This window comes from Nocardia sp. NPDC050712 (assembly GCF_040654295.1).
Classification (GTDB): Bacteria; Actinomycetota; Actinomycetes; order Mycobacteriales; family Mycobacteriaceae; genus Nocardia.
Genome location: NZ_JBFAHT010000001.1, coordinates 825,797 through 845,700 on the forward strand (window position 1 = coordinate 825,797; position 19,904 = coordinate 845,700).

19 protein-coding genes are annotated in these 19,904 nt (G+C 69.5%); 14 read left to right on the forward strand and 5 right to left on the reverse strand.

The genetic code is table 11. The features are described 5' to 3' along the window. The first annotated feature begins 204 nt into the window (after nt 1-204). From ctaD to AB0H76_RS03955, 6 genes are all read left to right on the forward strand, one after another. Nucleotides 205-1,944: a cytochrome c oxidase subunit I gene (gene ctaD / locus AB0H76_RS03930; RefSeq protein ID WP_357316996.1), complete on the forward strand. Its 1,740-nt coding sequence runs from the start codon at nt 205-207 to the stop codon at nt 1,942-1,944. A 119-nt stretch (nt 1,945-2,063) separates the two neighbouring features. Beyond that, the gene (gene serB / locus AB0H76_RS03935) at nt 2,064-3,299 is read left to right on the forward strand and encodes a phosphoserine phosphatase SerB (RefSeq protein ID WP_357316998.1); all 1,236 of its coding nucleotides are present in this window, start codon (nt 2,064-2,066) and stop codon (nt 3,297-3,299) included. A gap of 100 nt (nt 3,300-3,399) precedes the next feature. Beyond that, nucleotides 3,400-3,879 carry a protease inhibitor I42 family protein gene (locus tag AB0H76_RS03940; protein ID WP_357317001.1) on the forward strand — a complete coding sequence of 160 codons (480 nt, stop codon included), beginning with the start codon at nt 3,400-3,402 and terminating at the stop codon, nt 3,877-3,879. Between the two features lie 11 nt (nt 3,880-3,890). Next, on the forward strand, nt 3,891-4,646 hold the full coding sequence (locus tag AB0H76_RS03945) for an aminoacyl-tRNA hydrolase (RefSeq protein ID WP_357317004.1): 756 nt from the start codon (nt 3,891-3,893) through the stop codon (nt 4,644-4,646). A gap of 375 nt (nt 4,647-5,021) precedes the next feature. Then, nucleotides 5,022-5,855, forward strand: a complete 834-nt coding sequence (locus AB0H76_RS03950) for an ABC transporter ATP-binding protein (protein ID WP_357317007.1) — start codon at nt 5,022-5,024, stop codon at nt 5,853-5,855. Nucleotides 5,856-5,899: 44 nt separating this feature from the next. Next, nucleotides 5,900-6,709, forward strand: a complete 810-nt coding sequence (locus tag AB0H76_RS03955; RefSeq protein ID WP_357317010.1) for an NUDIX hydrolase — start codon at nt 5,900-5,902, stop codon at nt 6,707-6,709. A 10-nt stretch (nt 6,710-6,719) separates the two neighbouring features. Here AB0H76_RS03955 and AB0H76_RS03960 read toward each other — a convergent pair whose 3' ends face one another. Further along, nucleotides 6,720-7,547 carry a GNAT family N-acetyltransferase gene (locus tag AB0H76_RS03960; protein ID WP_357317013.1) on the reverse strand — a complete coding sequence of 276 codons (828 nt, stop codon included), beginning with the start codon at nt 7,545-7,547 and terminating at the stop codon, nt 6,720-6,722. Between the two features lie 130 nt (nt 7,548-7,677). On the opposite strand from AB0H76_RS03960, the gene AB0H76_RS03965 reads away from it, so the two are divergent. The 3 genes from AB0H76_RS03965 to AB0H76_RS03975 all read left to right on the forward strand — a co-directional run bounded on the left by AB0H76_RS03965 (nt 7,678) and on the right by AB0H76_RS03975 (nt 10,734). Beyond that, entirely contained in the window at nt 7,678-8,445 is a 768-nt protein-coding gene (locus AB0H76_RS03965; RefSeq protein ID WP_357317016.1) for an enoyl-CoA hydratase-related protein, read from the forward strand. Nucleotides 8,446-8,577: 132 nt separating this feature from the next. Next, nucleotides 8,578-9,555, forward strand: coding sequence for a class I SAM-dependent methyltransferase (locus AB0H76_RS03970; RefSeq protein WP_357317019.1), 978 nt, complete (start codon nt 8,578-8,580; stop codon nt 9,553-9,555). Next, the gene (locus AB0H76_RS03975; RefSeq protein WP_357317022.1) at nt 9,556-10,734 is read left to right on the forward strand and encodes a class I SAM-dependent methyltransferase; all 1,179 of its coding nucleotides are present in this window, start codon (nt 9,556-9,558) and stop codon (nt 10,732-10,734) included. A gap of 6 nt (nt 10,735-10,740) precedes the next feature. Here the strand turns inward: AB0H76_RS03975 and AB0H76_RS03980 are convergent, their stop codons facing one another. After that, entirely contained in the window at nt 10,741-12,018 is a 1,278-nt protein-coding gene (locus AB0H76_RS03980; RefSeq protein WP_357317025.1) for a PQQ-binding-like beta-propeller repeat protein, read from the reverse strand. A 166-nt stretch (nt 12,019-12,184) separates the two neighbouring features. On the opposite strand from AB0H76_RS03980, the gene AB0H76_RS03985 reads away from it, so the two are divergent. The 3 genes from AB0H76_RS03985 (at nt 12,185) to AB0H76_RS03995 (ending at nt 14,248) form a co-directional block, all read left to right on the forward strand. Next, on the forward strand, nt 12,185-12,934 hold the full coding sequence (locus tag AB0H76_RS03985) for an acyltransferase (RefSeq protein WP_357317028.1): 750 nt from the start codon (nt 12,185-12,187) through the stop codon (nt 12,932-12,934). Between the two features lie 39 nt (nt 12,935-12,973). Then, on the forward strand, nt 12,974-13,525 hold the full coding sequence (locus AB0H76_RS03990; RefSeq protein WP_357317031.1) for a DUF1697 domain-containing protein: 552 nt from the start codon (nt 12,974-12,976) through the stop codon (nt 13,523-13,525). 78 nt (nt 13,526-13,603) lie between these two features. Beyond that, nucleotides 13,604-14,248, forward strand: a complete 645-nt coding sequence (locus AB0H76_RS03995) for a hypothetical protein (RefSeq protein ID WP_357317033.1) — start codon at nt 13,604-13,606, stop codon at nt 14,246-14,248. Nucleotides 14,249-14,257: 9 nt separating this feature from the next. Here AB0H76_RS03995 and AB0H76_RS04000 read toward each other — a convergent pair whose 3' ends face one another. From AB0H76_RS04000 to AB0H76_RS04010, 3 genes are read right to left on the reverse strand one after another with little or no spacing between them, the layout of a single operon-like run. Next, nucleotides 14,258-15,520: a glycosyltransferase family 4 protein gene (locus AB0H76_RS04000; RefSeq protein ID WP_357317036.1), complete on the reverse strand. Its 1,263-nt coding sequence runs from the start codon at nt 15,518-15,520 to the stop codon at nt 14,258-14,260. Beyond that, a complete protein-coding gene (locus tag AB0H76_RS04005) occupies nt 15,517-17,094 on the reverse strand; it encodes a glycoside hydrolase family 57 protein (RefSeq protein ID WP_357317039.1) in 1,578 nt (525 codons plus the stop codon). Before AB0H76_RS04005 ends, AB0H76_RS04000 begins: the two co-directional genes overlap by 4 nt. After that, entirely contained in the window at nt 17,091-17,888 is a 798-nt protein-coding gene (locus tag AB0H76_RS04010; protein ID WP_357317041.1) for a class I SAM-dependent methyltransferase, read from the reverse strand. The genes AB0H76_RS04005 and AB0H76_RS04010 overlap by 4 nt, the downstream gene beginning before the upstream one ends. A 216-nt stretch (nt 17,889-18,104) precedes the next feature. Between AB0H76_RS04010 and AB0H76_RS04015 the strand changes: the two genes are divergently transcribed. Both AB0H76_RS04015 and AB0H76_RS04020 read left to right on the forward strand, forming a co-directional pair. After that, a complete protein-coding gene (locus AB0H76_RS04015; protein ID WP_357317044.1) occupies nt 18,105-18,890 on the forward strand; it encodes an electron transfer flavoprotein subunit beta/FixA family protein in 786 nt (261 codons plus the stop codon). Between the two features lie 35 nt (nt 18,891-18,925). Next, complete coding sequence (locus tag AB0H76_RS04020; protein ID WP_357317047.1) at nt 18,926-19,882, forward strand: electron transfer flavoprotein subunit alpha/FixB family protein; 957 nt, start codon at nt 18,926-18,928, stop codon at nt 19,880-19,882. Nucleotides 19,883-19,904: the final 22 nt, after the last annotated feature.

Sequence of the window (19,904 nt, forward strand, 5' to 3'; positions counted from 1 at the left end):
TGACGTCGCCGGAAATCATCGTCGCACGCCAGACGAGGTGCGCAGGCTCGGAACACAACAGCGCCGCCAACGAAATACGACACAGAGTAGGACCCGTGCGGATCCCTGCGGCAGCACGGTTTACGATCTCAGGAGCGCAAGCGAACTGTCGTCTATCGAGCAGCGGAGCCTGCGGAGCGACCTAAAGCACCTTCAGGAGGATCAGTGACTGCGGTAGAGCCCCAGCCAGTCCAGTTGGAAGCGACTCGGCCGTATCCGGCTCGGACCGGGCCGAAGGGTTCGTTCATCTACAAGGCGGTCACCACGACCGACCCGAAGGTCCTCGGCGTCATGTACCTGGTGACCGCGATGACCTTCTTCATGGTCGGTGGTCTCATGGCGCTGCTGATGCGCACCGAGCTCGCGCGCCCCGGCATGCAGTTCCTCTCGGCCGAACAGTTCAATCAGCTGTTCACCATGCACGGCACCATCATGCTGCTGTTCTACGCGACCGCGATCGTGTTCGGCTTCGCCAATATCATTCTGCCGCTGCAGATCGGCGCACCCGACGTCGCGTTCCCGCGGCTGAACGCCTTCAGCTACTGGCTGTACCTGTTCGGCGGCACCATGGCCACGGCGGGCTTCATCACCCCCGGCGGCGCGGCCGACTTCGGCTGGACGGCGTACTCGCCGCTGACCGACATCGTGCACTCGCCCGGCGTCGGTGGTGACCTGTGGATCATGGGTCTGGCCGTCTCCGGTCTGGGCACCATCCTCGGCGGCGTCAACATGCTCACCACCGTCGTGGTGCTGCGCGCCCCCGGTATGACCATGTTCCGGATGCCGATCTTCACCTGGAACATCGCCGTCACCGCCGTGCTCGTCCTGCTGGCCTTCCCGCTGCTGACCGCCGCCCTGATGGGCCTGGCCGTCGACCGGCACCTGGGCGGTCACATCTACGACCCGGCCACCGGCGGTGTCCTGCTCTGGCAGCACCTGTTCTGGTTCTTCGGCCACCCCGAGGTGTACATCATCGCGCTGCCGTTCTTCGGCATCGTCTCCGAGATCTATCCCGTCTTCTCGCGCAAGCCGATCTTCGGTTACACCACGCTGGTCTACGCGACGCTCGGTATCGCCGCCCTGTCCATCGCGGTGTGGGCGCACCACATGTACGCCACCGGCGCCGTGCTGCTGCCGTACTTCTCGTTCATGACGTTCTTGATCGCGGTCCCGACCGGCGTGAAGTTCTTCAACTGGATCGGCACCATGTGGCGAGGTCAATTGACCTTCGAGACACCGATGCTGTGGTCCATCGGCTTCCTGGTCACCTTCCTCTTCGGTGGTCTGTCGGGCGTCATCCTGGCTTCGCCGCCGCTGGACTTCCACGTCACCGACTCGTACTTCGTGGTCGCGCACTTCCACTACGTGCTCTTCGGCACCATCGTGTTCGCCACCTTCGCGGGCATCTACTTCTGGTTCCCGAAGATGACCGGCCGGATGATGGACGAGCGCCTGGGCAAGTGGCACTTCTGGGCGACCTTCGTCGGCTTCCACACCACCTTCCTGGTGCAGCACTGGCTGGGCGCGGAGGGCATGCCCCGGCGCTACGCCGACTACCTGCCCTCGGACGGCTTCACGGCGCTGAACACCATCTCCACGATCGGCGCGTTCATCCTGGGCGCCTCGATGCTGCCGTTCGTCTGGAACGTCTTCAAGAGCTACCGGTACGGTGAGGTCGTCACCGTGGACGACCCGTGGGGTTACGGCAACTCCCTGGAGTGGGCCACCAGCTGCCCGCCGCCGCGGCACAATTTCTACGAGCTGCCGCGTATCCGGTCCGAGCGCCCCGCGTTCGAGCTGCACTACCCGCACATGGTCGAGCGCATGCGCGCCGAGGCGCACGTGGGCTGGGGCACCGGCAAGCACTCGCACGCGGTCACCGAGGACGCGGTAGTTACTAAGTAGTATTCACGACGACGACGTGTGCACCTGCTGGTCACCAGCGGGTGCACACTCGTTTGATCAGGCAGTTCCCCGAACGTTCTGGCGACAACGGCGACGCGGCGCAGGGAGGGCACAGACATATGGAGCAGGACTTGGCTGACACCACCGTTCTCGTCACCGTCACCGGACCCGATCGGCCGGGCGTGACGTCCGTGCTGCTCTCGGCGATGTCCCGGCATCGGGTGAGCCTGCTCGATGTCGAGCAGGTGGTGATCCGCGGCCGGCTCACCCTGGGCGTGCTGGTCACCTGTCCCAGCGATCCCGAGGCGCTGCAGGACGAACTCGAAGAGGCGATGAACACCGTCGGCATGACCGTCGAGGTGGAGGTCGGGGCGGCCATCGGCCGGCAGCCGATGTCGACGCACGCGGTGGTCATCCTCGGCGCGCCCGTCACCGCGCGCGCGTTCAGCGAGGTGTCGCGGCAGCTGGCCACGCTCGGCGCGAACATCGACACCATCCGCGGCATCGCCGACTACCCGGTCACCGGCATGGAACTGCTGGTCACCGCGACCGACACCGGCTCCGGCTCGGATGCGCGGCTGCGGACCGCGCTGGCCGAGGTCGCGGTCGCCGAACAGGTCGACGTCGCCGTGGAGCGGGCCGGGCTGGCCCGCCGGGCCAAGCGCCTCATCGTCTTCGACGTCGACTCCACGCTGATCCAGGGCGAGGTCATCGAGATGCTGGCGGCGCACGCCGGTGTCGAGGAGGAGGTCCGCCAGGTCACCGAGGCGGCGATGCGCGGCGAGATCGATTTCGCCGAATCGCTGCGCCAGCGCGTGGCGACCCTGGAGGGCCTGGACGAATCGGTGATCGAGGAGGTCGCCGAGCGGATCGAGCTGACCCCGGGCGCCCGCACCACCATTCGCACGCTGCGCCGCATCGGCTTCCGCTGCGGCGTGGTCTCCGGCGGGTTCCGGCAGGTCATCGAACCGCTGGCGCACGAGCTGGAACTGGATTTCGTGCAGGCCAACACCTTGGAGATCAAGGACGGCAAGCTGACCGGCCGGGTCGTCGGTGAGATCGTCGATCGCGCGTTCAAGGCCACCGCGCTGCGCAAGTTCGCCGCCGAGGCGGGCGTGCCGATGGAGCAGACCGTCGCGGTCGGCGACGGCGCCAACGACATCGACATGCTCAACGCCGCCGGGCTCGGCGTCGCCTTCAACGCCAAGCCCGCGCTGCGCGAGGTCGCCGACGCGGCGCTGTCGCACCCCTATCTGGACGCGGTGCTGTTCATTCTCGGCGTCACCCGCGACGAGGTGGAAGCCGCCGACGCGCGTGACGGCGGCATTCGCCGGGTGCCGCTCGTCGGGACCTGACCGATCGCCGACACGGTCCGCCGCCCGAGTTGCCGAGGGGTTACTCGCTGTCCGCGGCGGTAGGCTTGGGCGAGTTGGTCATTCGGCGAACGGAGGCGTGGTGCGGAGATCCCTGGTGCTGCTGCTGCTCGGTCTGACGGTCGCCTGCGGCGCCGACGGCGGCGGTGAGCACGCCGACCACACCTCGGCCACCCCGCCTGCCACCCCGACGCCGGTTTCCAGTGCCGCGTCCGCGACCGCGGTGCCGCCGGTCGGCACCGTGACGGTCACCGAGGCCGACAACGGGCAGGAGCGCCGGCTCGAGGCGGGGCAGCGGCTGATCGTGCGGCTGGCGTCGAACCCGTCCACCGGTTACAGCTGGCAGTTGGCCGCCGCCCTGGACCAGAATGTGGTGCGGCAGATCGGCGACCGGGAATATGTCTCCGAGGAACCGGTTATGCCTGGTGCGCCGGGGACCGAGCAGTGGACTTTCACGGCCGTAGCGGCCGGTGTCACGCAGGTGCGGATGGACTACGCGCGGCCCTGGGAGCAGGGTGTGGAACCCGCGCAGACCTTTTCTCTGGTGCTAGTGGTGGTGTGATGAGTTTCCCGGTGGACAGCGAACTAGACACGCCGGACACGGATTTCGGCGTCCGGCACGCGGAGTTGGCGCGCGGCTACGGCGGCGCCGGCGATCCCGCGGATCCGGATCAGGTGCAGGCCATGCAGATGGTGCTGCACCTGCCGAAGGTGGATCCGCCGCCGCGCAGCGTGCTGCTGGCGGCGGCCGCGACCGCGGTGGTCGCGCTGTGCATGGACCGGCGGGTCGGCCCGGACGGTGTCTGGGAGCAGCGGTTTCTCACCTGGAAACGCTCGCGTATCCGCAAGGTGGCCCGCCGTGCGCGCGGTGCGCAGTGGCTGGCGGCGAACGAGGTCGACGGCGTGACCGTCGAGGTCGGCGGCGCGCAGGCGCGGGCTTTCGTGCCGAGCGCGGTGAGCGAGGTCGACCCGCGGATCAAGCGCTTGCAGATCGGCGGCACCGACCTGGAGCACGACGAGCCCGGTCCCGCCGATACGGAACTGCCGGTGCTGTGGGTGAATTCGGCCCTGGAGATGACCCTGGGCAAGGCCGCCGCGCAGGTGGGGCACGCGAGCATGCTGCTCGCCGGCGCGCTGCCCGAGGAGCTGGTCAGACGCTGGGCCGACAGCGAATTCCACTGCACGGTCCGCGAGGCCGGCGCCGAGCGGTGGCGGGAACTGTCGGCCAGGGTGACCGCCGGGACGGCGGTGGCGGTCCGGGACGCGGGTTTCACCGAAGTCGCTCCGGGTTCGCTGACGGTAATCGCGGTGCCCGCCCACGCGTGGTGAGCACGGACGTAAACCCCGGTATCGCAGGTATATTCGGAGTTTTGTCCGATTTATCCCCGGAACGTCGAGTGTGGCTCGCGTAAATCTGGGTAAATGTGACGGAACAGGGCTGCACCTACGCTAGTTGCGGTCCATGCTGGTTCGGAGGATAAGTCATCATGACCATGCTGATGCTGATTCTTGCCGGTTGGGCGGTGTTGTCCCTTCCGCTGGCCCTTCTCGTCGCTCGAATGTTCCGGACCACCCCGCCCGCCGATCGTCCGCGTCAGGGTCGCCTGACCAGTCGGGCCCGGATCATCCAAGTGCGCAACCGAATGCCGCGCTCCGCCCGCCCGGTGTGGGTCGGTCGGACATCCGCAACGCAATTGGGCCAAGATGGAGCGCGTGCCGCAACCGGATCCCGATCTGCTCATTGATTTCACCGATGTCACCGTCCGACGCTCGGGCCACACGCTGGTCGGCCCGGTCACCTGGCAGGTCGAGCTCGACGAACGCTGGGTCGTCCTAGGACCCAACGGCGCGGGCAAGACCTCCCTGCTCCGCATGGCCGCCGCCGAACTGCACCCCACTTCGGGCCAGGCCAATCTGCTCGGCGAGATACTCGGCAAAACCGATGTCTCCGAACTTCGTCCGCGTATCGGACTGTCCTCCGCCGCCATCGCCAGCCGGGTGCCGCGCGAGGAGAAGGTCAGTGATCTGGTGGTCTCGGCCGGGTACGCGGTGCTCGGCCGCTGGCGCGAACGCTATGACGACGTCGACACCGATCGCGCGATCGACATGCTGGAAAGCCTGGGCGCCGAGCATCTTTCCGACCGCACCTACGGCACCCTGTCCGAGGGTGAGCGCAAGCGCGTGATGATCGCCCGCGCCCTGATGACCGACCCGGAGCTGCTGCTGCTGGACGAGCCCGCGGCGGGCCTGGACCTCGGCGGCCGCGAGGAACTGGTGGAACGCCTCGGCGATCTCGCCGCCGACCCGGACGCGCCCGCCATGGTGCTGGTCACCCATCACGTCGAGGAGATTCCGCCCGGCTTCACCCACGGCCTGCTGCTCAACGAGGGCGAGGTGGTCGCGCAGGGTCTGCTGAGCGACGTGCTGACCGCGGAGCACCTCAGCGACGCGTTCCGGCAGTCCATCGCCCTGGACCGGGTGGACGGCCGCTACTTCGCGCGCCGGGCCCGCCGGGCGGGCAAGCACCGCCACCGCTGAGATCGGCGTCACCAAGCGCGCGTTAGGGTGCAACGGTGAGTGATATGTCTGAGGCAGTGCCGCTGAAGGACGCGTCCACCGTGATGCTGGTGCGCGACGGGGCCGCGGGGCCCGAGGTGTTCCTGCAGCGCCGGGTCGGGGCCATGGCCTTCGCCGCCGGCATGACGGTGTTCCCGGGCGGTGGCGTCGACGCGTCCGACGGTACCGCCGACATCGCCTGGTCGGGTCCCGAACCCGCCTGGTGGGCCGAGCGTTTCGGCACCACCGAGCAGCGCGCCAAGGCGCTGGTCTGCGCGGCGGTGCGCGAGACCTTCGAGGAATGCGGTGTGCTGCTGGCCGGCCCGACCGCGGACACCGTCGTCTCCGACACCACCGAGTATCGCGAGGCCCGCGGCAAGCTGGAACGCCGCGAACTGTCGCTGGCCACGTTCCTGGCGGAGTCGAATCTCGTGCTGCGCGCGGATCTGCTGCTGCCGTGGGCGAATTGGATCACCCCGGTGGTCGAACAGCGGCGCTACGACACCCGCTTCTTCGTCGCCGTGCTCCCCGCGGGGCAGCTCGCCGACGGCGCCACCTCCGAGGCCGACCACGTGCAGTGGCGCACCCCGGCCCAGGCGCTGGACCGCTGGCGCGCGGGCGAGGACATCCTGCTGCCGCCCACCTGGTCGCAGCTGGATGCTCTGAGCCGCTTCGGTTCCACCGCCGAGATCTTCGCCGCCGAAGTGGTCGTCGACCCGATCATGCCGGTGCTGACCCAGGTCGACGGCGCGCACGTGCTGACCTTCCCGGACAACAAGCGGTACTTCGCGGACTTGCCGGACCAGAGCAAACTGCGTGGCTCGCTGCGCGGCTGAGCGGCCGGCCTCACCCGAGCAGTTTGTATCGGCTGTACTGGGTGGCCGCGTAATCGAGCGACTCGTACAGGCGCAGCGCGGGAGTGTTTCCGGCGAAAACATGCAGACCCAGGGTGATCTGTCCGGCGCCGAGCGCCACCTGCTCGGCGAGCAGCATCAGGGATCGGCCGTGGCCCTGCCCGCGGTGCTCCTGCGCGACTTTCACGTCGTAGACGAACGCCCCGATGTCGTCGCGGCGTGCCACCCAGACGTGGCCGACCGCCGTCCCGTCGTGCTCCAGCACCCGGAACCAGGTGCCGGGTGTCGCGAGGCCATCCGGCAGATTGTCGCGGTTGTCGGCCGCGGCTTTGGTCCGGGCCTGCTCGGCGGTGAGCCCCCGATCGATCCAATCCTGGGTGTATTCCGCGAGTTCCGCGTGCTGCCAGGACTCGAACTCGGCGCCGGTCATCGGGCGCGCGGTAGCGGCCGCGGGCAGGGCGGGCGGTTCGGTGGGCAGCTGTTTGACCATGTTCCGGCTGCGTTCGCGATAACCGAGGGCGGCGCTCAACCGCAGGCCCGCGGCGGCGTCGGCCGGAACGGTGATCGTCACCTGCGTGCAGCCCCAGCCCCGCAGCACCTCCTCGGCCGCGAGGACCGCGATCGCGCCGCGCCCCTTGCGCCGCTCGTCCTCGTCGATGCGCAGCGCGCGGATGGTGCCGACGCCGGGCCCGAAGCGCGGCATGGTCGCGATCCGGATCAGGCCGACGCGCCTGCGGTTCACGCAGACGTCGTAGGCGCGGGAGCGCGCGCCGCTCGCGTCGTGCTGGAGCGGCTGCGTGGGCCGAATCGTGGTGGTCATCACCGCCGTTGTACCTCTTGCGGCAGCGCTTGTCGCGGAATGCGCTGACTCCGTGATGACAGGGTTGCGAGCTGACCCTTTCGAGCGACCTGACAAGCAGTCGCTAGCGGCGAGCGGTAGCGTGCCTCCCATGGCCGAATTCGTGACCCTCGAGCTGCCCGCCGCGCGGGGTGTGGCGGTGCTGCGGATGAACCGCCCGCCGATGAACCGGATCAGCGTGCAGCTGGTGCGGGAGGTGGCCGAGGCCGCCGCGACGGTCGCGCGGGAGGACCGGGTCGCGGCCCTGGTCGTCTACGGCGACGAGCGGGTGTTCTCCGCCGGTGACGAACTCGCCGAACTGTCCGAGCTGACCCGTGAGCAGGCCACCGCGATGGCCGCCGACGTGCAAGCCGGGCTGGGCTGCCTGGCCAGGGTGCCGCAGCCGACGGTCGCCGCCATCAGCGGCTACTGCCTGGGCAGCGGCCTGGAACTGGCGCTGGGCGCGGATCGCCGGATCATCGGCGACAACGTGAAACTCGGTCTGCCGCAGATCGAATCCGGCCTCATCCCGCTCGCGGGCATCCGCCGCCTCGCGCTGCTGATCGGCCCGGGGCCCGCCAAGGATCTCGTCTACACCGGCCGTTTCGTCGAAGCCGAAGAAGCGAAGGACCTCGGTCTCGTCGACGAGGTGGTGCCGCCGGACGAGGTCTTCAACGCGGCCATCCGCTGGGCGGAACGCTGCACCGCGGCCCCCACCCGCGCGCTGGCCGCCGCCAAGGCCGTCTTCGAAGCGGGCCCGCACGGCCTGGACCGAGCCCGCACCGAATGGGCCGATCTCTTCGGCACCGAGGACGCCCGCACCGGCACCGCCGCCTACCTCGCCGACGGTCCCGGTTCCGCGACTTTCGCCGGGCGCTGAGCCGGCGCGGGCCGAGAACCGCACGTCCCCGCACGCAGACCCGCAGATAGGAACAGGTTTCAATCCGGCGGGCGTCCCGTTCGGTGGCCCGATTGCTGGCCTCATCTGGGGATTTGGGTAGGCTACCCGACCATGACGGTACGACCCGACGACCCCGCGCCGAACCCGCACGCCACCGAGGCCGAGGTCGAAGCAGCGCTCAAGGATACGAAGCTCGCCCAGGTCCTCTACCACGACTGGGAAGCGGAGACCTACGACGACAAATGGTCCATTTCCTATGACGAGCGCTGTATCGAATACGCGCGCGGCCGGTTCGACGCCGCGGTCGGCCCGGCTCCGCTGCCCTACGACAAGGCGCTCGAGCTGGGTTGCGGTACCGGTTTCTTCCTGCTGAACCTGATGCAGGGCGGTGTCGCCAAGTCCGGCTCGGTCACCGACCTGTCCCCGGGCATGGTGAAGGTCGCGCTGCGCAACGCCGGCCACCTGGGCCTGGACGTGGACGGCCGGGTCGCCGACGCCGAGACCATCCCGTACGAGGACGACACCTTCGATCTGGTCTGCGGCCACGCCGTGCTGCACCACATCCCCGATGTGGAGCTAGCGCTCAAGGAGTGCCTGCGGGTGCTCAAGCCGGGCGGCCGCTTCGTCTTCGCGGGCGAGCCGACCACCATCGGCAACCGCTACGCCCGCCGGCTCGGCCAGGCGACCTGGAAGGTCACCACCGAGATCACCAAGCTGCCGTTCCTGGCCGGCTGGCGGCGTCCGCAGACCGAACTCGACGAGTCCTCGCGCGCCGCGGCGCTGGAGGCCGTGGTGGATCTGCACACCTTCGATCCGCGCGAGCTCGAGGCGCTGGCCGGCTCGGCCGGCGCGGTGGACGTGAAGGCCACCACCGAGGAGTTCGCCGCCGCGCTGTGGGGCTGGCCGGTGCGCACCTTCGAGGCCGCCGTGCCCGACGAGAAGCTGACCATGCGCTACCGCCTGGCCCAGTACAAGGCCTGGCTGGCGCTGAGCAAGCTGGACGACAAGGTGCTCAAGCACGTCGTGCCGCGGCAGTTCTTCTACAACGCGATGATCACCGGCGTGAAGCCGGCCGCCGCGGCCAAGTAGGTGGGTTACGGCTTCAGCCGCGAGGATGTCGCCTTCCTGACCAGTGCGGCGGGTACTGCCGCGCTGGCGGAGGTGGATCGGCTGGAGCTCACCCCCGCGACGCACCTGCGCGACCTCGAGCGGGTGCGCCGCGCGCACGGTGCCGTCACGCCGGCGCTGATCGACACGGTTCGATTGCGCCGCAAGGCGAGTGCGAAACTCTCCGGCGCGGCGCAGTGGCTGTTCACCGACGACGCGCTCCAGCAGGCGACGCCGTCCCTGGTGGCCCGCGCTCGCGCACAGCGCCTGGCCGGGCGCGCGGTGCACGACGTCACCTGTTCCATCGGCGCGGAACTGGCCGAACTGGCCCGGGTCTGCCCGGCCGTTCTCGGCAGCGACCTGGACGATGTCCGGTTGCGCATGGCCGCGCACAATCTCGCGCACTCGCCGGCGTCCGGCAACGTGCTCGTGGCGAAGGCGGACGCCCTGGTGCCGGTCAGCCGGGACACCGTCGTCATCGCGGATCCGGCGCGGCGCGCGGATGGCCGCCGCACGCACGACCCCGCCAAACTGCAACCGCCGCTGCCGGATCTCCTCGCCGCCTACGCCGGGCGCGACATCGCCGTGAAGTGCGCTCCTGGACTGGATTTCGACAGTCTCGACGGGTCCGGGGAGGTCGAAGTGGTGTCGTTGGACGGCGCGGTCCGGGAAGCCTGCCTGTGGTCCCCGGGTCTCACCGAGCCGGGCGTGACGCGCCGCGCCACCGTGCTGTCCTCGACCGGCGCGCCGGTCGTCCTCACCGACGCCGAGCCGGACGACATCCCGGAACGCGCACCGGGCGACTGGATCATCGACCCCGACGGCGCGATCGTGCGCGCCGGGCTGGTCCGCCACTACGCCGCGCGACACGGCCTGTGGCAACTGGATCCGCAGATCGCCTACCTGACCGGCGACCGGGTCCCCGCGGGCCTGCGCGGCTTCCGCATTCTCGACCGTCTCGAACTCCGCGAGAAGGCACTGCGCCAGGAGCTGGCCCGCCGCGACTGCGGTGCGCTGGAGATCCTGGTCCGCGGCGTCGACATCGATCCGGACGCGCTGCGCAAACGCCTCAAACTCCGTGGCGCCCAGCCCTACACGCTGGTGCTCACCCGCATCGGCCGCACCGGCACGGCGTTTCTGTGCACCGCCCACCGGGCCTGAGCGCGGCTACTTCTCCGGCTCGAAGGTGAAGACCTCGCCGATCCGGGTGGCCACGACGACCTCGCCCTCGGCGCCGACCGAGGTGCCGGTGGTGCTGCCCTTGCCGCCGGGCAGCGGATCGGAATCCTCGGTGGCGCCGGTCTTGGTGTCGAAGGTGATGAGGTTGAGCCCGTCACCGATGGCGGCGGTGGTGTAACCGACCCCGCCCGCCGTCTGCACCGGGTTGCCGCGCAGCACGAGATCCTTGCGTTCCCACACGGTTTCGGCGGTCTCGCCCTTGTCCCGCAGGGCCAGCAGGAAGCCGTCGTCGCCCGCGGGGATGATCAGGCCGTCGTTGGAGACCGAGATGCCGCCGCGGGGCGCCCATTCCAGGTTCTCTACCCAGCGGGTGCGGCCGTCGGCGGTGTCGAGCGCGAGCAGCCGCTTGCTGTTGTCGCCGACGTACACGGTCTCGCCGTCCGCCGACAGGGTGGGGCTGGTGCCGCTGCCCGCGGACAGCACCTGCGCGCTCCACTCCTGCTGGATCTTGTTCTCGTGGTACCGCATCGCTACCAGGGCGGCGGCCGGCGCGCCGGGCTTCCACAGCGTCAGATAGAAGCGGCCGGTAGTCGCGTCGACGGCGGAGATATTGGCGACGGGGCAGTACGGGCCGCCGGTTCCGCAATCGGTGAGACCCTGGCCCGCCGCGGGCCGGGTCAGGTCGGGGTTGGCCAGGAAGTCGGGCTCGCCGAGCAGCTGCACCGTGGAGACGACGCGCGCGCCGGTCTGGCGGCTGAGCACGTCGACCTGGCCGGACTGGGTGACGGTCAGCAGGTTTCCGTCGCCGGTGAACTGCACCGAGACCGGCACGCCGGAAACCGGTGTGCGCCAGCGCGGCTGGCCGAGATAGTTCAGCGAATTCACCGCGCCGTCGTCGCCGGCGTAGACGTTGGTGGCGCCGTCGACCGCGGTGGGGGAGGCGATGGCGTTGGGGCCCAGCTGATTACAGAAGCGCTTGCGCCCGGTGGGCATCTGGAAGGAGAGCAGGGCGCAGTTGTTCGGGGTGCGGGTGGTGAGGAACATCTGGCCCTCGGGGCCGATGGTGACGGGCTCCTCGATCGGGCCGCCCGCGGGCCGCGACCAGCTCAGCGCCATTTTCCGGGCGCCGACCACCGAGGTGACGCCGGCGTTGCGGCCATCGTGGTGTGCGGCGGGCCAGCCCGTGCCCGAGCCGACCTTGATATCGTCGACGTCGGTGCCGCAACCGGCCACCGTCACCGCGCCGATGGCCGCGAGAACGGCCATCGCATGCATCCGGGATCGCGTACGCACCTGGTTTTCTCCCCTCGGGTCGATGGCCGAGGGCAAGAGTAGTCGGTAGCCGACGAGCCCTGACCCGCACCCCATTAAGCTGTCAGCCGATGGACAACCCCCGGGGTTCGGCCCCGGGGAACACGACGGGAGACGGTTCGTGACGAGCATGTGGGGCGCACCGTTGCGCTCACGGTGGGCGGGTTCGCGCCGCCGGGATCCGCAGCAGGCCCGATTTCTGACGATGGCCTCGCTGCGCTGGGTGCTCGCCAACCGCGCGTACACGCCGTGGTACCTGGTGCGGTACTACCGGCTGTTCAAGTTCAAGCTGACCAACCCGCACATCGTGCTGCGCGGCATGGTGTTCCTGGGCAAGCGCGTCGAGATCCACGCCACCCCGGAGCTGGGCCGGATGGAGATCGGGCGCTGGGTGCACATCGGTGACGGCAACGCCATCCGCTGCCACGAGGGTTCGCTGCGCATCGGCGACAAGGTGGTGTTCGGCAAGGACAACGTCGTCAACACCTACCTCGACATCGAGATCGGCGAGTCCACGCTGGTCGCGGACTGGTGCTACATCTGCGATTTCGACCATCGGATGGACGACATCACCATGCCGATCAAGGATCAGGGCATCGTGAAGAGCCCGGTCCGGATCGGCCCGGACACCTGGATCGCCGCCAAGGTGACGGTGCTGCGCGAGACCCGCGTGGGCCGTGGCTGCGTGCTCGGCGCGCACGCCGTGGTCAAGGGCGAGATCCCGGATTACGGCATCGCCGTCGGCGCGCCCGCCAAGGTGGTCAAGAACCGCAAGGCCGCCTGGGAGGCGGGTGCGGAGGAGCGCGCCAAATACTTTGCCGCGCTGGAGGACATCGAACGTAAGAAGAACGGTGTCGCCCAGCAGGCCTAGCGTCCGCGCGGTGTCGGTGCGGTTGGGTACGGTCGGCGCATGACCGGATACGCGGCGCTGTTGCGCGGGATCGCGCCCAGCCTCCCGAACAATTCCAATGACAAGCTGCGCGGGGTCTTCGAGCAGCTCGGGTTCGAGAAGGTGGCCTCGGTCCTGGCCAGCGGCAACATCCTGTTCCACAGCGCCGAGACCGATGTGCCCGCACTGGAACAGCGGATCCAGGACGCCCTGGTCGCCGAGCTGGGCATCGGCGGCGGCACCATCATCCGCAGCCGCCAGGAGCTGCGCAAACTGCTGGACAGCGACCCGTTCCCGGGCCTCACCCACGGCCGCGGCACCTACCTGACGGCGACCTTCCTGAAAGACGGCACTTCGGCCCCGAAGAAGCTGCCCGAACAGCCCGACCCACTGGTCGAGGTGGTCGGCTTCGACAAGCCCGCCCGCGCCTTCCTCTGGATCATCGACAACAGCGAGGCCGGCAAAACCCCGGATTTCATGGCCTGGCTGGACAAGACCTACGGCAAGAACATCACCACCCGCACCTGGCTCACCGTCCAGCGTATCGTCAAGAAGCTGGAAAGCCTGGAGTAGCAACGCTATTGGATGGCAGGATGGTGTCGTCCCGACCGTCCAGGGGGTGCCGTGCCGCGTCGCTCAGCATTGTCGTTCGTGCCCGTACTCGGTGCATCGGCGGTGCTGCTGGCGCTGGTGCTCGGCGCCGGTCTGCTGACACTCGCGGGCTGCCTGCCCGAGGGCACGGCTCCGTCGGATCGGCGCTATGCCGCCATGCCGCTCACGTGCGCGCGCTCGGCCGACCTCGCCCGCGACGCCATCGCCGCGTTCGCGGGCCCACTGCACGACCCGCGGCAGGCCCCGATCGAGCAGTCCTGGCGGGAAGACAACTACTACGACGAGAATTCGGGTTTCCCGATCCTGAGCTGCCGGTGGGAGTATCGCGCGGACGCGGTCGGCGTCGAACCCGGCGGGCCGATCCTGCGAACGGTGTATCTGAAATTCGAACGTTATCGGAACGCTGCCACGGCCACCGGGCGCATCGACCACTGGGCGGATTCCGCACTGCACCGCTCGGCCACGGCGCACCGGTTGCCCGAGATCGGGGACGGGGGATACGTCTCCGATCGCCCGTCCGGTCCGACCGGCACCGCGGACCTCACCTTCCGCAGCAGCAACCTGCTGGTCGGAGTCCACGTCGGCGAGGAGAACAAGGGGGCGCCGGCACCGGAGTGGCAGCACCGGCGCACCGGCGCCGGGGCGATCGCCCGTGCGGTGGCCGCCGGTCTCCAGCAGCGCTGATCCGGCCGTCTAGACGGGGTTGTTCGGGTCCCGTTCCGGCAGTGGGCGTTCCACGATGACCGGGCGGCTCAGGGGGTTGCGGACGCGGCGCTTGGCCGAGTGGTAGACCTGCGCGGTTTCCGCGGCGACGACGTCCCAGGCGAAGTCGGCGGTGAGGCGGTCGCGGGCGGCGTAGGCGCGGGACTGGGCGGCGGCGGGGTCGGCCAGGGTGACGCAGACGGCCTCGACCAGGCCGTTGACGTCGGCGGGTTCGAACGAGGCGCCGGTGACGCCGTCGATGACGGCCTCGCCGAGACCACCCGCGGTGGAGGTGATCAGGGGCGCGCCGGCGGCGGCGGCTTCCAGGGCGACGATGCCGAAGGGCTCGTATCGGCTGGGCAGGACGACGGCGTCGGCGCCGTGCAGCCAGCCGAGCAGTTCGGAGTGGTCGAGCTGACCGGCGAAGATCACCGCGCGCGCGACGCGATGCACCCGGGCGCGCTCTCGCAGCCAGTCGAACTGGGTGCCGACGCCGGCGATCGTCAGCGTGGTGCCGGGGTGGGCGCGCCGGATGCGGGGCAGCGCGGCGATGGCGTCCTGCACGCCCTTCTCGTATTCGAGGCGGCCCACGTACAGCAGCCGGGGCGGGCCGTTGCGCGGCGCGCGCGGCCGGAAGGTCCAGGCGCCCACGTCGATCCCGTTGCGGATCACCGTCATCGGGACGCGCTCAGGACGGTAGAGCCGCTCCACCTCGTCCTGCATCGAGCCCGAACAGGTGATCAGGGCGTCGGATTCGTTGGCCAGCCACCATTCGACCGAATGGACCTGCTTGTTGACCCGGCCCGCGACCCAGCCGCTGTGCCGCCCGGCCTCGGTGGCGTGAATCGTCGAGACCAGCGGCACGTCGTAGTACTCGGCCAGCGCGATGCCGGGGTGCGCGACCAGCCAATCGTGGGCGTGCACGACATCGGGGGTCCAGCCCTCGCCGATGCCGGGCTTGCCGAGCGCGACGCCGGCGCGCACCATCGCGTGACCCATGGCCAGGGTCCAGGCCAGCATGTCCTCGCCGAAGTCGAAGCAGGGCGGATCCTCCGCGACCGCCACCACCAGCACGCCGTCGGCGACGAAGGAGTGCGTGGGATGGGTCGAGGGGTCGGTGCCGGAGGGCCGGCGGGCGAGCACGACCACCTCGTGGCCGCCGGCGGCCAGCTCGGTGGCGAGGTGATGCACGTGGCGACCGAGCCCACCGACTACGACCGGCGGGTACTCCCACGACACCATCAAGATCTTCATGTAAGTCCTTCTGAAGCGGAGCCTGGTTCCGCAAGAGCCTGTTCCGGCACGCCGGCCTCGTCTCTGGCCCCGAGTCGTCTGGCATCGAGGCCGGGGAAGAGTCCGTCGGCCGCACCCCATCCTGCCGCCAACCGGTGTGCTTTGGCGAGTTGGCCCGCGCCGACCGCGGCCGCGATTTCCCGGACCGCGTGCGCGTGCTGGTGCGCGCGATCCCGGGCGTATCCGGCGGCGGAGTCCTTGGAAACCATGAACGCCCAGTCGCTCTGCACCGCGAGGATCGCTTCGCGCAGCAACTGGTCGGCGACGGGGTCGCGCAGGGCCGGGCCGGTCTCGGCGGCCCGCATCTTGTCCAGGGTGTCCAGCGCCAGGCGGACGATGTCGTGGTTGAGTTCGACCAGGTCACGCACCTGATCGCCGGCCCAGACCCGCCAGTCCTTACCCGAGCCCCAGGACGAGTCGCCGAGCTCTACCGGCGTTCCGACGTACCCGTTGGCGCGGGCGTCGGCCAGGGTGCCGACGGTGACGCCCGCTTCGGGCAGTTTGCGCAGCACCTGGGCCAGCCACTGCGGCCCCTCGTGCCACCAGTGCCCGAACAGTTCGGTATCGAAAGCGGCCACTACCAGCGCCGGACGGCCGATCCGCGCGGATTCGGCGCGGAGGCGCTCGCGCACGGTCTGCACGAAATCGTCGACATCGCGGGTTACCGCGGCCGCGGCGAGCTCGGGATCGTAGGGAGCCTTGTCCGGACCCGCCACCGTCTTGCCGGTGACGCGTGCCGGTTTCAGTCCGGTCGCGTGGTCATAGTGATGGAAATCACGGTAGGCGCCGTGGCCCGGGTAGCCCGATTTCGGGGACCAGACGCGGTAGCTGACGTGCAGATCGCGTCCGAAGGCCACCACGTCGGCGTCGCGGACCGGTCGTCCGAGGCTGCTGTCGCCGCGCAGCGACGGACCATCGACCATGAAATGCGTCACACCGGCGGCGTCGTATTCGACCTCCATGCCGGGGGTGAAACCGCACTCCGGCGCCCAGATGCCCTGGGGTGTGTGACCCCAGCGCTGGCGCGCGTCGGCCAGGCCCTCGGACAGCTCGAACCCGCGCAGCCGCGGATCCAGCAGTGGCTGGAACGGATGCGCCAGCGGACCGCCGAGCAGCTCGATCGTCTCGGCGTCGGCGAGCCCGCGCAGCACCGGCGCCGCGCCGTGCCGCCAGTGCTGCTCGAACTCGGTCAAAGCCGTTGCGGCGAGCCGATGTTCGTGGCGGCCGAGGGCGAGGTTGCCGGCCATGGCGGCCTCGTCGGCGCGCAGCTGCCAGTTCCCCAGCCAGTGGTGCATGCCGGCCAGGCAGTGCGGGTCGTCCAGCTGCGCCGCCAGCACCGGCGTGATGCCCAGGCTCAGCAGATGCGAACGGCCCTCCGCGGCCAGCGTGCGCAGCACCTGCGCGATGGGAAGGTAGGTGGCGGCCCAGGATTGGTAGAGCCATTCCTCGCCGACCGGCCACCGCCCGTGGTGCGCCAGCCACGGCAGGTGCGAGTGCAGGACCAGCGTGAACTGGCCGGGAACCGGCTCGCTCACGCCGGTTTCACCGCGATGGCCAGCAGGTCCAGGCTGCCGTCGATGTCCTCGGGGAAGATCGCGAAATCGTCGATGGTGACGCCCGCGACGTCGGCGGTCAGCTCGGCCGGCCACGGCTCACCGGCCAGCGCCCGCTCGATCTGCGCGTCGATGAAGGACCCGCCGTGCTTGGCGTCCAGCGCTTTCAGGCTCGGGCCGTGGTGCACGCCGGTCATCACCGAGACCTCGAACCCGGCGTCGACCAGCAGTTCGGTCAACTCGGCGGCGTTGAGTTCGCGGGTGTGGAACGGATTGAGCGGCGTATCGCGCCCGGGCGAGAAGGTGATCCGGTTCGGCGTGCTGATCAGCAGCTCGCCGCCGGGCCGCAGCACCCGCAGGCATTCGCGCAGGAACTGGCCCTGATCCCAGAGATGCTCGATGACCTGGAAATTCACCACGATGTCGACCGAGGCGTCGGGCAGCGGCAGCTCGGCGAGGTTGCCCTGGATCATCTCCACCCGCGGGTAGCGCGCGCGCACGTGCTCGACCGCGCCGGTGTCGTAGTCCAGCCCGGTGACCTTGGCGGCGACGCCGGCGATCATGTCCGCGCCGTAGCCTTCGCCGGATCCGGCTTCCAGCACGGTCTTTCCGGCGCAGCGCGCCAAGAGGCGGGCGTAGACGATCTCGTGCCTGCGGAACCAGTAGTTCTCCTCGGCGATGCCGGGGACGGTGCGCTCGCCGGTCAGCGGCAGGGGTTCGACGGCAGGGTCCGCAGCATCGGTCGATAGTGCGGCAGGGATCACAACCTCGCTCATCCAGTTGACGTTAGCCGAGCCGAAAAAGGCCGATACCTGCGGCCGGGCGTAGTGCTCCACGGCACGTGAGGGACAGTTGTAGAAGCGAAGCGGCTAAGTTACCCACGAGTAACTTAACGTAGGGTAATGTCACGCCCGAGCTAAACAATTGGACGTACGGCCCAGCCGTGCGACCACCGGATATACGCCCCCAGAACAGGAGGTCGACGAAGACCGATGCCGAACATCGTCGTACTCATCAAGCAGGTTCCTGACACCTGGTCCGAGCGCAAGCTGACCGATGGTGACTACACCCTCGACCGCGAAGCCGCCGACGCCGTCCTGGACGAGATCAACGAGCGCGCTGTCGAAGAGGCGCTGCTGATCAAGGAGGCGCAGGGCGGCGAGGTCACCGTGCTGGCCGCCGGTCCGGACCGCGCCACCGAAGCCATCCGCAAGGCGCTGTCCATGGGCGCCGACAAGGCCATCCACATCAACGATCCGGCGATCCACGGCTCCGACGCCGTGCAGACCGCCTGGGTGCTGGCGAGCGCGCTGGGCCAGGTCGAGGGTGTGGAACTGGTCATCGCCGGAAACGAGGCCACCGACGGCCGCGCCGGTGCGGTCCCCGCGATCATCGCCGAGTACCTCGGCCTGCCGCAGCTGACCCACCTGCGCAAGCTCACCGTCGACGGCGAGAAGATCACCGGCGAGCGCGAGACCGACGAGGGCGTCTTCAAGCTCGAAGCCGCGCTCCCGGCCATCGTCTCGGTCACCGAGAAGATCAACGAGCCGCGCTTCCCCTCCTTCAAGGGCATCATGGCCGCGAAGAAGAAGGAAGTGCAGACCCTCACGCTGGCCGATCTGGGCGTCGACCCGTCGACCGTGGGTGTCGCGAACGCGGGCACCGCGGTGACCGCCGCCACCCCGAAGCCCGCGCGCACCGCCGGCGAGAAGGTCGCCGACGAAGGCGATGGCGGCACCAAGATCGCCCAGTACCTCGTCGGTCAGAAGATCATCTGATTCGCCCGACCGAGACTGCTTAGGAGAGAACACAAATGGCAGAAGTACTTGTGCTCGTCGAGCACGCCGACGGTGCGATCAAGAAGGTCAGCACCGAACTGATCACCGCCGCCTCGGCGCTCGGTGAGCCCTCCGCCGTGGTGACCGGCCCCGCCGGCACCGGCGAGAAGCTGGCCGAGGCGCTGGCCGCCGCGGGCGCCGCGAAGATCTACATCGCCGAGTCCGACGATGTGGACAACTACCTGGTGACCCCGAAGGTCGACGTGCTCGCCGGTCTGGTCGAGTCGGTTTCCCCGGCCGCCGTGATCGTCGCGGCCTCCGCCGAGGGCAAGGAGGTGTCCGGTCGTCTGGCCGCGCGTCTCGGCTCCGGCCTGCTGGTCGACGTCATCGACGTCAAGGCCGACGGCACCGCCGTGCACTCCATCTTCGGTGGCGCGTTCACCGTGGACGCCAAGGCCACCGGCGACGTGCCGGTGATCTCGGTGCGCCCGGGCGCCGTCGAGGCCAAGCCGGCCGCGGGTGCGGGCGAGAAGGTCACCGTCGAGGTGCCGGCTCAGGAAGACGGCGTCGTGAAGGTGACCGCGCGTGAGCCGATCGTGGGCGGCGACCGTCCCGAGCTCACCGAGGCGAACATCGTCGTCTCCGGTGGCCGTGGCGTCGGTTCCGCCGACAACTTCGCGGTCGTGGAGACGCTGGCCGATTCGCTGGGTGCCGCTGTCGGCGCCTCGCGTGCCGCCGTCGACTCGGGCTACTACCCGGGCCAGTTCCAGGTGGGTCAGACCGGTAAGACGGTCTCCCCGCAGCTCTACATCGCCCTGGGCATCTCCGGCGCCATCCAGCACCGCGCCGGCATGCAGACCTCGAAGACCATCATCGCGGTCAACAAGGACGAAGAGGCCCCGATCTTCGAGATCGCGGACTACGGCATCGTGGGCGACCTGTTCAACGTCGCCCCGCAGCTGACCGAAGCGGTCAAGACCCACAAGGGCTGATCCGCGGCACCACCGCACGCCC